Origin of the sequence: Phyllobacterium zundukense (assembly GCF_025452195.1) — a bacterium.
Taxonomy (GTDB): domain Bacteria; phylum Pseudomonadota; class Alphaproteobacteria; order Rhizobiales; family Rhizobiaceae; genus Phyllobacterium; species Phyllobacterium zundukense_A.
Window position 1 is genome coordinate 1414370 of record NZ_CP104973.1, and the last position, 14702, is coordinate 1429071.

General features: G+C 55.8%; 15 protein-coding genes. 7 read left to right on the forward strand and 8 right to left on the reverse strand.

Annotation, left to right across the window (positions count from 1 at the left end; translation table 11 throughout):
• The first annotated feature begins 68 nt into the window (after positions 1–68).
• Genes N8E88_RS19310 through N8E88_RS19320 form a run of 3 tightly spaced genes read left to right on the forward strand, consistent with a single transcriptional unit; the run spans position 69 to position 3557 of the window.
• A complete protein-coding gene (locus tag N8E88_RS19310; RefSeq protein WP_262295090.1) occupies positions 69–1160 on the forward strand; it encodes an ABC transporter ATP-binding protein in 1092 nt (363 codons plus the stop codon).
• Complete coding sequence (locus tag N8E88_RS19315; RefSeq protein WP_262295091.1) at positions 1150–2652, forward strand: xylulokinase; 1503 nt, start codon at positions 1150–1152, stop codon at positions 2650–2652. The genes N8E88_RS19310 and N8E88_RS19315 overlap by 11 nt, the downstream gene beginning before the upstream one ends.
• 44 nt (positions 2653–2696) lie before the next feature.
• On the forward strand, positions 2697–3557 hold the full coding sequence (locus N8E88_RS19320; RefSeq protein WP_262295092.1) for an alpha/beta fold hydrolase: 861 nt from the start codon (positions 2697–2699) through the stop codon (positions 3555–3557).
• 34 nt (positions 3558–3591) lie between these two features.
• On the opposite strand, the gene N8E88_RS19325 is transcribed toward N8E88_RS19320, so the two are convergent.
• From N8E88_RS19325 to N8E88_RS19340, 4 genes are all read right to left on the reverse strand, one after another.
• The gene (locus tag N8E88_RS19325; RefSeq protein ID WP_262295093.1) at positions 3592–4116 is read right to left on the reverse strand and encodes an RNA pyrophosphohydrolase; all 525 of its coding nucleotides are present in this window, start codon (positions 4114–4116) and stop codon (positions 3592–3594) included.
• Positions 4117–4141: 25 nt separating this feature from the next.
• Positions 4142–5281, reverse strand: a complete 1140-nt coding sequence (locus N8E88_RS19330) for a divergent polysaccharide deacetylase family protein (RefSeq protein ID WP_262295094.1) — start codon at positions 5279–5281, stop codon at positions 4142–4144.
• A 99-nt stretch (positions 5282–5380) separates the two neighbouring features.
• The gene (locus tag N8E88_RS19335; protein ID WP_112532191.1) at positions 5381–6706 is read right to left on the reverse strand and encodes a S41 family peptidase; all 1326 of its coding nucleotides are present in this window, start codon (positions 6704–6706) and stop codon (positions 5381–5383) included.
• Positions 6696–8066 (reverse strand): murein hydrolase activator EnvC family protein, encoded by a 1371-nt coding sequence (locus N8E88_RS19340; RefSeq protein ID WP_262295095.1) that lies wholly within the window; start codon positions 8064–8066, stop codon positions 6696–6698. Before N8E88_RS19340 ends, N8E88_RS19335 begins: the two co-directional genes overlap by 11 nt.
• A 300-nt stretch (positions 8067–8366) precedes the next feature.
• On the opposite strand from N8E88_RS19340, the gene N8E88_RS19345 reads away from it, so the two are divergent.
• A complete protein-coding gene (locus N8E88_RS19345) occupies positions 8367–9086 on the forward strand; it encodes a glycosyltransferase family 2 protein (protein WP_262295096.1) in 720 nt (239 codons plus the stop codon).
• On the opposite strand, the gene N8E88_RS19350 is transcribed toward N8E88_RS19345, so the two are convergent.
• From N8E88_RS19350 to N8E88_RS19360, 3 genes are all read right to left on the reverse strand, one after another.
• Positions 9028–10494 carry an ArnT family glycosyltransferase gene (locus tag N8E88_RS19350; RefSeq protein ID WP_262295097.1) on the reverse strand — a complete coding sequence of 489 codons (1467 nt, stop codon included), beginning with the start codon at positions 10492–10494 and terminating at the stop codon, positions 9028–9030. The genes N8E88_RS19345 and N8E88_RS19350 overlap by 59 nt on opposite strands.
• Before the next feature lie 147 nt (positions 10495–10641).
• Positions 10642–10806, reverse strand: coding sequence for a DUF1328 domain-containing protein (locus N8E88_RS19355; RefSeq protein ID WP_027231091.1), 165 nt, complete (start codon positions 10804–10806; stop codon positions 10642–10644).
• A 76-nt stretch (positions 10807–10882) separates the two neighbouring features.
• Complete coding sequence (locus N8E88_RS19360; protein WP_262295098.1) at positions 10883–11677, reverse strand: response regulator; 795 nt, start codon at positions 11675–11677, stop codon at positions 10883–10885.
• Between the two features lie 183 nt (positions 11678–11860).
• Here N8E88_RS19360 and N8E88_RS19365 point away from each other — a divergent pair, with 183 nt between their 5' ends.
• The 3 genes from N8E88_RS19365 to N8E88_RS19375 all read left to right on the forward strand — a co-directional run bounded on the left by N8E88_RS19365 (position 11861) and on the right by N8E88_RS19375 (position 14229).
• The gene (locus tag N8E88_RS19365) at positions 11861–12064 is read left to right on the forward strand and encodes a NepR family anti-sigma factor (RefSeq protein ID WP_112532194.1); all 204 of its coding nucleotides are present in this window, start codon (positions 11861–11863) and stop codon (positions 12062–12064) included.
• 11 nt (positions 12065–12075) lie between these two features.
• Positions 12076–12627, forward strand: coding sequence for an RNA polymerase sigma factor (locus tag N8E88_RS19370; protein WP_112532195.1), 552 nt, complete (start codon positions 12076–12078; stop codon positions 12625–12627).
• A 210-nt stretch (positions 12628–12837) separates the two neighbouring features.
• Positions 12838–14229, forward strand: coding sequence for a sensor histidine kinase (locus N8E88_RS19375; RefSeq protein ID WP_262295099.1), 1392 nt, complete (start codon positions 12838–12840; stop codon positions 14227–14229).
• An 8-nt stretch (positions 14230–14237) separates the two neighbouring features.
• Here the strand turns inward: N8E88_RS19375 and N8E88_RS19380 are convergent, their stop codons facing one another.
• A complete protein-coding gene (locus N8E88_RS19380) occupies positions 14238–14459 on the reverse strand; it encodes a hypothetical protein (protein WP_114431719.1) in 222 nt (73 codons plus the stop codon).
• Positions 14460–14702: the final 243 nt, after the last annotated feature.

A 14702-nucleotide genomic window follows, 5' to 3' on the forward strand; every position in this document is an offset into this window, starting at 1 on the left:
GAGACGGGCAATGAAGCGTCCGTCGCAGCTGTAGCAGCGCGACGGAGTTCGTATGAAAAAGGCACAGCATGTCCCTAGTGCGTTTGCAACAGGTCACCAAATCGTTCGGCAAAGTCGAGGTTATTCCACCACTTGATCTGGTGATCGCTGACAAGGAATTCGTTGTGCTTGTCGGGCCCTCAGGTTGCGGGAAGACGACAACACTGCGCATGATCGCCGGCCTGGAGCAGGCGACGTCCGGAGAAATCCGCATAGGTGACCGTGATGTCACCAATCTCCGTCCAGGTTTGCGCAACTGTTCGATGGTGTTCCAGAACTATGCGCTTTATCCCCACATGACGGTCGCCGAGAATATTGGCTATGGCATGAAAGTACGGGGTACATCAAAGGCCGACATTGAAACATCGGTCGCAAACGCGGCGCGGATTCTCAACCTCGGCGCATATCTGCAGCGCAAGCCGAGCGCGCTTTCGGGCGGACAACGCCAGCGCGTCGCCATCGGCCGTGCCATTGTGCGCCAGCCGGAAGTCTTTTTGTTCGACGAGCCGCTTTCCAATCTCGATGCCAAGCTGCGTATTGAAATGCGAACCGAGATCAAGCTTCTGCACCGCCGCCTGAAAACTACCATCGTCTATGTGACGCACGACCAAGTAGAGGCGATGACGATGGCTGATCGTGTCGTTGTGATGAACCAGGGACGCATCGAGCAGGCGGCGGACCCGATTACACTCTATGAGTCACCGAAAAATCTGTTTGTCGCTGCATTCATCGGGGCACCGAGCATGAACTTCATTGAAGGTCGGCTTGAGCGGGATGGTAGCGGGCTCAGCTTTCGGGCGGGGAATGATGTGACAGTGCCAATACCGGCACATCGAATGCAAGCGTTGGCACCCGCGGCCGACGAAGAGGTCGTGCTTGGTATCAGGCCGGAGCACACAATGATTGCGACGGGATCGTTTCCAACGGTGCCGTTAAACGTGGCGGATATCGAACCGCTCGGACCCCACACGCTTGCCATCGGCAAGACAGGAACGGCGCCATTCACGGCACAGGTCGCCGCGGGATCGCCGATCCGTCCCGATGATATTGTCAATATTCCGATCGATGTCGAAAGGATGCATCTGTTCTTGAAGAGTACGGGCGAAGCACTTGGCAGGTAAGCTCACGCTTGCGATCGATGTAGGCACGGGAAGTGTGCGAAGCGCGCTGGTGGATTCCAAGGGCAAAATCCTCGTGATTGCCGCGCGGGAACACGAGCAGATCGTGCCGCAATTCGGCTGGTCGGAACAGCGGCCCGACGATTGGTGGCAGGGCGTTGTGGTGACGATCCGCGAAGTGCTAGACAAGGTCCCACGTGCGCGTTCCAATATCGATGCCATTGCCGCCTGCGGCCAGATGCACGGTACCGTGCTCGTGGACGATGCCGGCAAACTGGTACGTGATACCGCACCGCTGTGGAACGACAAACGCACAGTCGGCTACGTCGCAGCTTTCGAAAAGCTGCATCGGCCGGAAAGCTACGTCGCTGACTCTGCCAATCCGGCGACTCCAGCCTGGCCGGGTTTCAAGCTACAGTGGCTGCGCGACAATGACCCTGATGCCTACCGGCGGACGGCGGCAGTCCTTATGCCAAAGGACTATATCAATTTGCGGTTGAGCGGCGAAATCGCCATGGACCGGACCGATGGGCGCGCAAGCTTCCTCATGGACCCGCAGACCGGTGAATGGTCAGACAGGATGATAGCGCTTCTCGGCCTCGACAGGGCCAAGCTGGCGCCATTGCGAAATCCGGTAGAGATTCTTGGTTACGTGACCGAAAAAGCAGCGATCGAGACCGGCTTGCGCGAGGGGACGCCGGTCCTTGTTGGGGCAGGGGACTATCCGGCTGCGCTCCTTGGATCGGGTGTGTGCCGTCCGGGCGTCGGGTCGGAGGTCATGGGCACTTCCGCGATCATAACTGCCGTTTCGGATCAGCCGCTGCTTGACGCAGCCGTCTGCAATGTTGGCACTGTCGAAGGTAATTGGGGCGCCTTCATGCTGCTGGAATCGGGCGGGGACGCGATGCGTTGGGCGCGCCGGGCCTTTCACGAAAAGCAGCTATCATATTCCGATATCGTTGCGAGGGCTGAAGAAGCCCCGCCGGGATCGGAAAGGCTATTCTTCATGCCGTATCTGGCGGGTGAGCGGCTTGGCGAACATCGCAATGTGCGTGCGCAATATTTCGGGATAGGTGCATCACACGGGCTTGCGCATATGCACCGTGCAATTCTTGAAGGTGTTGCCTTCGCGGTGAAGCGTCACATCAATGTTCTCGATGCCATTTCGGGGGTGCCCCTTGAACGAATAATCGCTTCCGGCGGCGGCGCGAAGACGAAGCTCTGGATGAGGATCAAGGCCAGCGTCTACAACATACCGATTCTTGTGCCCGCTGAAGCTGAATGTAGCATTATCGGCTGCGCCATCATGGCTGCCACCGCGACCGGGCGCTTTGCCAACTGGGAAGCGTCCGTGGACGCTTATGTTTCCTACGTTGATGAAATAATACCGGACCCGCGTTGGTCCGAAACGTACGCGCCGATGCAGATATTCTTCGAGAAACTTTATAAACACGGTCAAGCGCTCTACGATGATTTGGACCGCTTGCCTCAGTGACATTTAGCGAGCGAGTGTAGAGAAGGCTGTTTCAAGGTGACGGTATGCAGACAAGAGTAGTCAAGACAGATGACGTCGAGCTGGCGAGCGAGGCATTCGGCAATTCGGATGATCCAGCAATCCTGCTGATCATGGGCGCCATGGCCTCGATGCTGTGGTGGCCGAAAGAGTTTTGCCAGCGGCTCGCAAAACAAGGCTGTTATGTCATTCGCTATGACAATCGTGATACGGGGCTTTCGACAAACTATCCGGTTGGCAAACCTGAATACAGCTTCGACGACATGGCCGACGATGCAGTTCGTGTGCTCGACGGCTACGGCATTTCGTCGGCGCATATTGTTGGTATGTCGATGGGAGGCATGATCGCACAACTTGTAGCATTGAAATATCCGGAACGATCGCGAACACTGACACTGATAAGCACTTCGCCTGTCGGCGTTGATACCGCTCACCTACCTGGAATGACTGCCGCCTACACAGAGCATTCCGCCAGTTACGCCGATCTGGATTGGTCGGATCGAACGCAGGTCATCGAGTTCATGCTTGCTGATGTCCGCGCTATTTCCAGTACGAGACATCCATTTGACGAGCAACATGCGCGAGACTTCATCGAAACGGATTACGACCGGGCGCGGAGATTTGAAAGTGCAACCAACCACTTCGTGATTTCCAGCGGAGATCAATGGAAGGGTCAACTCCCTCGCCTTCAAGCACCGCTTCTTGTTATCCACGGCGCGTCTGATCCCATCTTTCCCGTCGAACATGGCCGCGAATTCATCAAGATCGTGCCAGCGTCGAAGCTGGTCGAAATTGAAGGAGGCGGTCATGAACTGCATCCGGACGACTGGGACACAATGCTCGAGGCGTTGATTGGGCATACAATGAATATCGAGAACATGCGTTAATCGGTGAGATCTGGCAGGTGGCACGAGATAAAATTTAGTCCACTAAATGCCTGAACGCTGCGACCACTTCTTCATAGACCTTGCGCTTGAAGGGAACGATGAGGTCGGGCAATTGTGCCATGGGTTTCCACGCCCATTCGTCGAATTCGGCCGTGTGACCGCCGGGAGGCGGGTTGATCGCAATTTCGGTTTCATTGCCCTCGAAGCGATAGGCGAACCACTTTTGCGTCTGGCCGCGATATTTGCCTTTCAGAGCAACGCCAACAAGATGAGGTGGCAAATCGTAGTTAATCCAATTAGGTGCTTCGGTGAGGAGAGATACGGATTTCATCCCTGTCTCTTCATAAAGTTCGCGCAACGCTGCCGGCTCGGGGTTCTCTCCTTGATCGATGCCGCCTTGCGGCATTTGCCACAGCTGCGTTGCACCATCCATTTCGTCATTGGCCGTGACTATGCGGTGCCCGGCCCAGACCAGACCTTGCCGGTTTAGTACCATGATGCCGACGCAGGGCCGGTAGGGCAGGGATACGGGATCGACAGGTTTCTTGTTCTTGCTCATGCAAAATACTCCGGGCCACCGGTTGCTAACCTTTTTGCGGATCGCGGACAAGGGCGGAGACAGGAACGATCTCTATACCGCGCGCCTTAGCCTCATTGGCCCATGATGTGACCGCCTCCACTGTCACGTCGAAGGCGGAGCCAGTGGCGATGGCAGTACCCTTGGCACGGGCAATGCGCTCCAGTTCATCAAGCTTCTTCAGAATCGTGCCGCGATCCTGCGAAGCGTCAATCAACAGGTCGGCTGCTGCGAAAGGTGCGCCCTGTTGCGCGGCAATGCCTTCGGCTTTGCTGCGCGCCGATGTGCCGTCGTCCAGGTAGAGCAGACCACGCTTGGCAATATCTTGAATAACAGGGGTCATCGCATCTGGTTCAGCAGTGAAGCGCGCGCCCATATAGTTCATGACACCTGTATAGTTGGTGATACGGCCCATTGTTCGGTGCAGGTTTTCCAAAGTCGCCGCGGGAGACGCACCCACGGTCAGCGTGTTGCGTCCCGGGTTGACCCGCGGATAGTCGTAGGGTTCGAGCGGGATCTGAATCAGGACTTCATGGCCATCCTGACGCGCTGCCTGCATCCAGCGGAGGAGGCTGTTGCCTTCCGGCGAGAAGGCCAGTGTCACTTCGGGAGGCAGCGTCCGGATCGCCTGTTGGGACCCGGTTTGCGACAGACCTAACCCCCCGATGACAATGGCGACGCGAGCACCGCGCGCGCCTGACCATGGCCGGGCATAGATATCGAGCGGGCGACGGCCATCGGGCGCGACTATGGGCAATGGCCCCTGCGGGCTTTGCTCCAGCATATCGGGTTCGGGGATATGGGCACTGCGCGGATCCTGGGCGCGGCGTGCAGGATCGCCAACGACGATTACCTTGGGGCCGCCTTCAGGCGCCGTGACGATATTGCCTGGCTGGCTTTGAGTGTCATGTGCTGGGACCAGTGGCGGGATAGTGGCCGGTGCGGCCTCCGCAATCTGCGGCTTTGGCGGTTCAGGTATGGGCCTTCGGAAGCCTTGATGGCTGGTGTAGGTGACGAGCGAGGCAAGACCAAGAACACAAACAATCGCAGCCAATGGAGATAGCCAGCGGATCGCGGATGACTTGTCAGCTTTTGAGTCTGGCAGTTTGCCGCTTTGTCCGAGCGGCCGGTTGAGATCGGAATTCACGCGTTTTGACCGCAGTGGATATCAGGGAAGGAAACATGGTTGGCAAAATGACCCATGGGGACCAGACTATAGGAGAAAAGTCCGGTCCCCATTTTCATATCAGTTAGGCACACCCTTCTTGGGATCAGCCGGGAAGGCTGCATTTGCCTGTTCGCCGCGCAGAAGCTTCAACGCCTGGATGAGCTGCAGGTCGTCCTTCGGATCCGGCGGTACATAGGCGATCGACCCGGAACCCTCAGCATCTTCTTGCACGCCTTTGATGTGACCCTTCAGGCTGGATTCACTCATTGGCTCGGCCTTGCCCTGAAGGTCGGCGGGAAGCGGCTGATCGACAGCGATGTCCGGGACAATACCCTTGCCCTGGATGGATTTTCCAGCAGGTGTGTAATAAAGCGCCGTCGTCAGACGCAATGCGCCGCTTTCGCCGAGCGGTATAATGGTCTGTACCGAACCTTTGCCGAACGAGCGCGTTCCGAGGATCGTTCCGCGACGATGGTCCTGCAACGCGCCGGCGACGATTTCCGAAGCACTGGCCGAGCCGCCATTGATCAGGACGATCAGCGGCTTGCCATTCGTCAGATCGCCGGGCCTTGCGTCGAACCGGGTGATATCCTGCGGATCGCGGCCACGTGTCGAGACAACCTCGCCCTTGTCGAGGAAAGCATCGGAGACGGCGACGGCCTGGTCGAGCAGACCACCGGGGTTCAAGCGCAGATCGAGCACAAAGCCCTTGAGCTTGTCGTCCGGAACCTTGCTCTGGATATCCTTGATTGCCTTCTGCAGGTCCTCGAAGGTCTGTTCGGTGAAGGAAATGACGCGGACATAACCTACGTCGTTATCGACCCGGGAGCGGACAGCTTTGACCTTGACCACGTCGCGGACAATGGTGAGCTTGATCGGCTTGTCGGCACCCTGACGAATGAGCGTCAGTTCGATCGGCGTGTTCACCTCACCGCGCATCTTGTCGACAGCGTCAGTCAGCGTCATACCACGCACCTCAGTGCCATCGATTTGCGAAATATAGTCGCCCGCCAAGACGCCAGCCTTCGATGCCGGGGTGTCCTCGATCGGAGCGATAACCTTCACAAGTTCGTTTTCCATGGTGACTTCGATACCAAGGCCGCCGAATTCACCCTTGGTCTGAACGCGCATGTCCTGCGCCTGTTCAGCATTCATGTAGGATGAGTGTGGATCGAGCGAGGTCAGCATGCCGTTGATGGCGCTCTCGACCAGCTTTTTGTCGTCGGGTGGTGTGACGTATTGGGCGCGGACGCGCTCGAATATATCACCAAAAATTGATAGCTGTTTATAGGTATCGGTGCCCGCAGCTTCTGCAGCGGTAGTGGGCAGAGCTCCCTGCACAACGACCATTGCCGTCGCACCCAACAGGGCTCCGGCCATGAGAAGCGTTAGCCTACGTATCATTTGCGGTCCTTCCAGCAAGCCTTTCCGCCCACCAGGGAGCGGGATTAACAGGTTTTGTATCCTTCCGGAACTCAATGTAAAGCATTGGAGCTCCATTTCCCATCGGAACAGGTGCGGTACTCGCAATAAGTTGCTTGTTCATCACACCGACCGGTTCTCCAGCCAGTACAAACTGGTTCTGGGAGACGTTTATTTTATTCATTCCCGCCAAGACAACATGATATCCATTGCCCGCGTCAAGTATCAAGAGTTGGCCGTATGACCTGAACGCGCCCGCATAAAGGACTACGGCGTCGACCGGTGAGGTAATCGTGGCACCTGGAGCGGTCGCGAGCGTGTCACCCTGAACCGTGCCGCCTACGCCGTCATCGTCGCCGAAATTCTTCACCAGCTTGCCTGCTGCTGGCATGGAAAGATGGCCTTTCAGCGACGCAAAATTGACCTGTGCCGAAAGGCGGCTCTGGTTGGAGGCGAAATCATCGGCACGTTGCTGGCTTGCGGCCATCTTCTGTTGCTCCTGTGCACTCGCAGCCTCGGCAGCCTTCTTGACCTCCTGCATGTCCTTTTCCATGGTGGCAATCAGATCACGCAGCGACGTGGCGCGCTTGGCGAGGTCCTCGGCATGCTGTTGCTCAGCGAGGCGCGTTTCTTCAGAGGCGGTTTGCATTTTTTGCTTCGCAGCCAGCAGCAGGTCGAGTCGCGCCTTCTCTTCTGCCTGCCCCGAAAGTGCGGCGGTCAGACGGCTCCGTTCCTCGTCAATCGAGATCTTGACGCGGGTCAGATCCTTCAGGTCTGCGATCAGGGCCTCGGTCTGTTGACGCATTTCGGGAACAACAGCGCCGAGAAGAACCGCGCTTCGCACAGATGCGAGGGCATCATCAGGACGAACTAGAATTGCCGGCGGCGGATTGAGGCCCATGCGCTGCAAGGCTGCCAACACTTCGGCGAGCGCACCACGCCGGGATTTCAGCGACGTCTTTATGCTATCTTCCCGTTCGCGCAGGCCGGCCAGCTTGTCGCTGAAGCCAGTTATATCCTCACTCAGCTTTTTCTCTGTCTTGGCCGACTGGATGAGTGCGGCGGTTATCGTGGTTTGATCCTTTTTCAGCGCTGCGATTTCATTGTCCAGCGCCGTGACACGCTCTGAGGACACCGATATCTGCCCGGTCAGGTCTTCGAGTTCCTTGGCAGTTTGCGCGCGCTTTGCATCCAACGGTTCCGCAGCCGGTTGCGATCCCCGTTCTTGCGCCCGAACAAACGATGGAATGGCTGACATGGCGGTCAAGGCCACAATCAGAAAAACGACATGTAAGAATGTGCGTTTGCCTTTCAGTGTTGCCTTTAATGCCTCAAATTTCATTGCCGGACCGGACTAGAGCGATGGTTTGATCCCGACTTTAGGGAGACTTCGATTAATGAAGTATTAACCATAAACCAGCCGCGTCGAAAGTCTGATGATTTAGCATTGACGGACGTGGCGGAATTGCGGCGCTCCGATCACCGCATTTGAATTTTGGTCGATGCTTCTTGACGCGGATACCGTCCAGGGGGATGGAATTCGCTCCAACATGTCTATATTTAGGTGGTGGCTGCATCTTCAAAATCATTCAGTGATCTTGGGCATCCGGATGTGGCATCCCCTTCACCAATGGTTCTCAATATGACCGATTTGACGATCGTAATCCCATGCTACAACGAGTCCGGCAACATCGGGAACCTGGTGAGGGAAATCAATACCGCGCTCTTATCCGGCCCATCCTATGAAATCATTGTGGTCGATGATGGGTCCGCTGATGGATCGGCGGAAGAAGCAGCAGCGGCCGGCGACCACACCCGTGTGCTGTGCCACAAAAAACGCGCCGGCAAATCACGCGCCTTGATCAGTGGCTTTCGGGCGGCCCATGGCCGGTGGATTGCGACGCTGGATGGCGATGGTCAGAACGACCCGATGGATATTGCGCGATTGTGGCCCCGCCTTGAGCGCGCATCTCCTGCGCTTTTCGCGGGTGTACGGAAACGGCGTAACGATGGTATCGTCAAACTGTTGACTTCCAGATCCGCTAATTTCGTGCGCAAACGGCTGCTGAAGGATGATTGCCGGGACGCAGGTTGTGGTTTCAAGATTCTTCCGGCTGTGGTAGCGCAAAGTCTGCCCTATTTCGACAACATGCATCGGTTCATCCCGGCTTTGTCGCGACGGGCCGGGCTGCCAGTGATCGAGGTCGACGTAGAGGATCGACCAAGGCTGGCCGGCGTATCGAAATATGGTTTTTTTGATCGCGCTGCGGTGGCTTTTCTGGATACAGTCGGTGTTTTCTGGCTCATCCGCCGCTATTCTGATCCGGTATCGGTAACCGAGATGAATAACGTTGGAAGCTAAAGGTTCGCAGTTCCCCATTGAAGTTTCGCACTCGTGCGGTCACGCGTGTTACCGGTCCGATTGGCTGCGCGTCAGTCGGTAATCGCGCCAAGGCTTCTTCACCGGCGTCATCATCGCCCTGCCAGACCAGAACAATATCCGAAGCTTCGCCCCTTTCAGGCGGCCAGTGCAGGAGGGCTGCCACATTGCCCGCATCGTCCTGACGGTTGGAGGTGATCCTGGCAGGCGTGGGGTTCTGGGCGCGAATGGCGTCGGCAACGCCGTCGAAAGGAAAGTTGAATCGGGGCGTTCCGAACAGGGCAATGATTGCGACTGCCAGCGGGGCAAGGATGTACATTGCGCCTGAGATAACGAGCACATTGCGTGCGCCGAGTACCTGCGGCAAAGAAAGCGCCAAAAGGATCGCAGTCGGTGCCAGAATCGGGGCCATATAGCGCTCTGCGACGGAATGGTAGTCGGCGATGAAAACCAGCGCGGCGAAGGCGGCGAGGCCAATCAGTATTGTGCGAAGCAGGAGCTTGCGGACATCCGCGGCGCCATCCGGCGGGGGACGTGGATGATCGCGACTCCGACCAATCCAGAAGATTATGAGGGCAAGGCCGGCCCACAGGAAAGTTGAAATCAGGAGACTGGCTAGCCCGTCGATTCCTACCCGCGGAAGATCAAATGATTCCAGGTAGCCGATCGCCTGAGCAAGCTTGTGCATTCTGCCGGCGGTAGCCGCCAAGGGTGCATTGAGGGAGGCGACAATGACAGGTGTAAAAGCGGCAATGAAAATAGCAATCGAGATCCAGATCCGCCGCTGGAACAATTGACGGCGAATGGGTGGCGTCATCGCCGCGGCGATGAGAAAGCTGACCAGAAAAATGAAGAAGTTGTACTTGGCCAGAGCCCCGATTGCGGCCCAGATACCAAACCAGACATATGCGCGCGCGCCCTTTCCCTCACGCAACAGAGCAAAGGCGTGGACGATGCCGATTGATGCGGAAATAACGAGAATAGTATGTGCTGTAGTCTGGATGGACATCCAAACTATCTGCGGCAGAAACGCCGACGCGGTTAACGCCAGTACGCCTGCGCGGTCACCACCCAGCCTACGAGCGGTATCGAAACTAAGCCAGTGATAGAGCCCAAGCAGGGAAAGGCGCACCAGAGCGACAGCAAGAACCCAGTTCCAACCAGTCAGTTCGAGCGCGAGTCGCACCAGCCAATTGTACATTGGCGGATGCGAGTTGCCATAGTTCCAAGCGAACGCAACTTCGCCAACGAATTGCGCCTCATCGATTTCCATGAACCGTGAAAGAAAGAGGCGCAGTATTAAAATGGCAAGGATGTATAGAACGATTGCACGCGGGGCGAGGCGCGCAAGCTTTGACCAATCGATTGGTGGGCCATCAAGTGAGGCCATGCTGAAATTTCGCCAGAACACCCTTGGCTCCACGCTTCATTCAGCGTGACCTACTACAAAAAATGAGTGTGCCGCAATCCCAGGCAGGTGTTATAAAAACACAAAAACCGCCAGTACGAAACCGGCGGTTTTTGTGATTTGCCGCAGCTAAGCGCGGCGTATAATACTGGCGATCAATGAGATCAGCAGCAGCGCCAGGAACACATAGAAAATGATCTGGGCGATGCCCGCCGAGGCACCGGCAATACCGCCGAACCCTAACGCTCCTGCCACAAGTGCTATGATCAGAAAAATTACAGCATAATAAAGCATTTATCATCTCCCTGTCTTGTCGGATTCAAAACGGGCAAGACGCCGTTTTGTTCCCGAGGCAGGAGGTTAACCCGCTCTATGCTTTGGCTTTGCTGCTTTCTTTGAAGAACAGTGCCTGGGTGATTAATGCCTTCACCATATCAGGGTTGAACGGTTTGGTAACAAGGAATGTGGGTTCCGGCCGTTCTCCTGTCAGCAACCTTTCGGGGAAGGCGGTGATGAAAATAACAGGAACCGCATCCTGGCTGAGAATGTTGTTCACCGCGTCGATACCGGAGCTTCCGTCTGCAAGCTGGATATCTGCCAGAATCATGCTCGGATGGGTGGCGGAGTAAATCTTGAGCGCCTCGTCGCGCGTGCGCGCAATGCCGACTACGCGGTGCCCGAGCGTCTGGACCATGTGCTCGATATCCATGGCGATCAGAGGTTCGTCCTCAATGATCAGAATGTCGGTTGCGATCTGTTTTGAAATGCCGACGGATGCTTCATCCAACAGCCCGTAAAGTTCGCTATCCGTCACTTCTAGAATTTCCATCGTCTCTGACTGGCTGAAACCTTCAAGGCTGATCAGCAAGAAGGCCTGGCGGGCTTTCGGCGCGATGGCAGTAAGGTTGGCCGCTGCGTGTCGCTCCCAGCCGAACTCGGATTTCAGTTCGAGAGGGCGAACATTGACGGAGTTGAAATGTTTGATCAGCAGCTTGTAGAGGCTGGCACGATCGGATCCTGTTTGAGGGAAAAGGGAAACGTCAGTGATGAGAATTTCAAGCGTCGCCGCGACATAGGCGTCGCCGGAAGATTGCGAGCCGGTGATAGCGCGAGCGAAACGGCGAAGATATGGCAGATGAGGGGCTATCCGGGTGGACAATGACATTATAGTGATTTCCCTGTTTCGGGTGGGGTATGAGGCGTGGTGAGTTCCTTCCTGAAACACTTTCGCAAAAAAAAGTTCCCTGTAACGGAACTTTCTTCTTTGTCAGGAATTGTCATCATTAATGTGCCTTGGGTACAGGCTCTATTCATACTACAGCGACGAACCACCAGCAAAGATCAGACAATGAACGCCAAAAAGAACTCTATTGACGCTCCTGAAAAGGTGCGAGTTCGCCGCCGCGACATCAAGAATGCTGAAACAGAAATTGGTCTGAAGTTACGCGCGCTTTACGCATCGGTGCAGGAGGAAGAAATACCGGCTCGTTTTCTCGATCTTCTTGAAAAGCTTGATGAGGCTGAACGCAATCATACGCAATCATCCAAATAACAGGCTGTTGAATGGTACATGAATCTGCCGACTTCAAGAGAGATTTGATTGCTGCCTTGCCGAAACTGCGAGCATTTGCAGTGTCACTGATCGGTAATCCGGACAGGGCGGATGACCTTGTGCAGGATACGATTATGAAAGCATGGGCCAAACAGGATTCGTTCGAGCCCGGCACCAATATCAAGGCTTGGCTGTTTACGATCTTACGCAACGAATTCTACAGTCAGATGCGCAAGCGCGGGCGTGAGGTCCAAGATTCCGATGGGATATTTACGGAGCAGTTGTCCGTTCATCCGGCACAATATGGCTCGCTTGACCTGCAGGATTTTCGCAAGGCGCTCGAAAAACTACCCGACGATCAGCGTGAAGCGATCATACTGGTCGGAGCTTCGGGCTTTTCCTACGAGGAGGCTGCCGAAATCTGCGAGTGCGCCGTCGGAACGATCAAAAGCCGCGTGAGCCGCGCCAGAACTCGTCTGCAAGAATTGCTCGAGATTCAGGGAGAGGTGGACTACGGTCCTGATTCGATTGCGACGCAAGTCACCTCAAACAAGTTCGCCTGAGCACGACCCTTGCATTTGCGTCAGTCGACAGGCTTAGGCACCGTCGGCAGATCAAACGGCTCACCCCACCAAGAACCACCCAACGGATGCAAATTCCTGATGCAGGACAATTCTGGATCGCCGGGTTTGCCGGGCACGCTCCGACCATATATCAAAGGTATCTCGAACATACGGAGGGTACATGGTTTGTCGTGGTGGCGCAGAATTGTCATGAGCTTTTCACAGAGGCCGCTGAGAGGCTTGGCGATCGTACTTTCACTCGGCATGATTATCGGTTCGGCCGGCTCAACGATTATCCTCGCGCGCAGTGTCAACAATCAGATCGACGATATCCTCGCGACCTACAGGGTGCGCGAACAGGCGTATGTTTCGCTGTCACTGATGGCCGAGGCTCACAACAGTCAACGCGGGTTCATCTTGACGCAGAGTGCCCCGCTACTCGATCAATATCGGAACGTAACCGCCCGGCTCGACGAGAGCCTCAACACGCTTACGGAAATGACCAAGGGAAATCCGCGGCAGCAGGCTACGGCGACTCGAATCCGTGATCTGGCGAAAGCAAAACAGAGAAACGTGGATGCGGCAATTTCGTTGGCACTTGCAGGGATGAATACGCAAGCTGCCCGTGCGTCCCTCGGATCAAACTTCGGCGTTGGTCAACTCGATGAAATCAACAAAACTGTCGACAGCTTTCTCGCAGAAGAAGATCGAAGGCTGATTGAACGAAACATTGCTGTGGATCGAATGAGAAGCTGGCTAACTATCGCCGCGCTCTCGTCCCTTGGGGGTGCCTTGATTCTGGCTGTCATTCTTGCGAACCGCACCAGGCGTTATGTACGGAAGCTGACCGAGGGACAGTCATTGCTTCTTTCAGAAAAAACGATTCTGGAAAGCATGGTCCAGGACCGGACGGCGGAACTTGAAAAAGCCATGCTCTTGGCAAAACGGGAGCGGGCACGCGTGGAAACACTGCTGCAGGATTCCGACCATCGTATAGGAAATTCGCTTGCGACGGTCTCGTCGCTACTCGGTATCCAGATGCGGGACGTATCATCGGAGGAAATACGCGCAGCACTTGGAGCTGCGCGCGACAGAATTCAGACCATTTCGTCCGCGCACAGGCGTCTGCGGCTTGGCAAGGATCATGAGACCGTCCGCGCTGATGAATATTTGCCGGACGTTATCGCTGACATCAAGCAGTCGACCGCCCATGACCGGGATATCAGGATTGCTGCGCAGCTCGGCCCAATAAACCTCAGCTCTCGCGATGCCACCACTTTGGGAATCATCATCGGCGAGTTGACGATGAACGCTATAAAGCACGCTTTTCCGGGCAACAGGCCGGGAGAAATAAGAATTGATCTTGTGCGCGATGAAGGTGATGTCCTGCGACTGGAGATTGCCGATACGGGGATCGGCATGCAGAAGAGGTCAAAAAAACGCTCGCCTGGACTTGGGTCGCTTATCGTCGATCAGCTTTGCCAGCAGTTCGGTGGATCCGTTTCTTACTCTGTCAATCCGGGCGGAGGCACCTTGGTGAAGGTGGCGCTACCGGGCCTCATGGAGGTAAAGCCACAGGAGGCCACCGAAAAAGATGAGTGAGGCCTTGGTCACAGCGTTGCCGCACCTGTTTCCGGTTTTTCGGCGTTCAACTGGTCAAGGGCAAGTTCGATATCCCGCAAATTTCGTGTCACACCATCATCGGGATCCATACCACTTTCTGTGGCTGCTCGCTGTAGTCCCCGAGCCTCGCTCAACAGTTCTTCCAGTTTGGCGATCTTCTGCACCCTGCTCAGGCTTTCGTCAGAAAGAATGTCATTCGCTTCAAGCATTTCGGCCTCCTTCGATAGCCTAGTGAAAACGAAGGTGCTGCATAAATGTTCCGATCAAGGAACAAAGGCCAAAGGGTTGCGTTCTTGAGGGAGCTGAATAGGTGGGTATGAGTAGGGTGGCCATGCGTGCCATCATGTGGATATGAGATCGGAAAACATTTCAGAAAGCACGTTAGAATTTCTGTCGGGGTCGTCGCGTCGTGATGTTCTTTCGACTTTGAGAACGCTTGAAATTCGCGAACG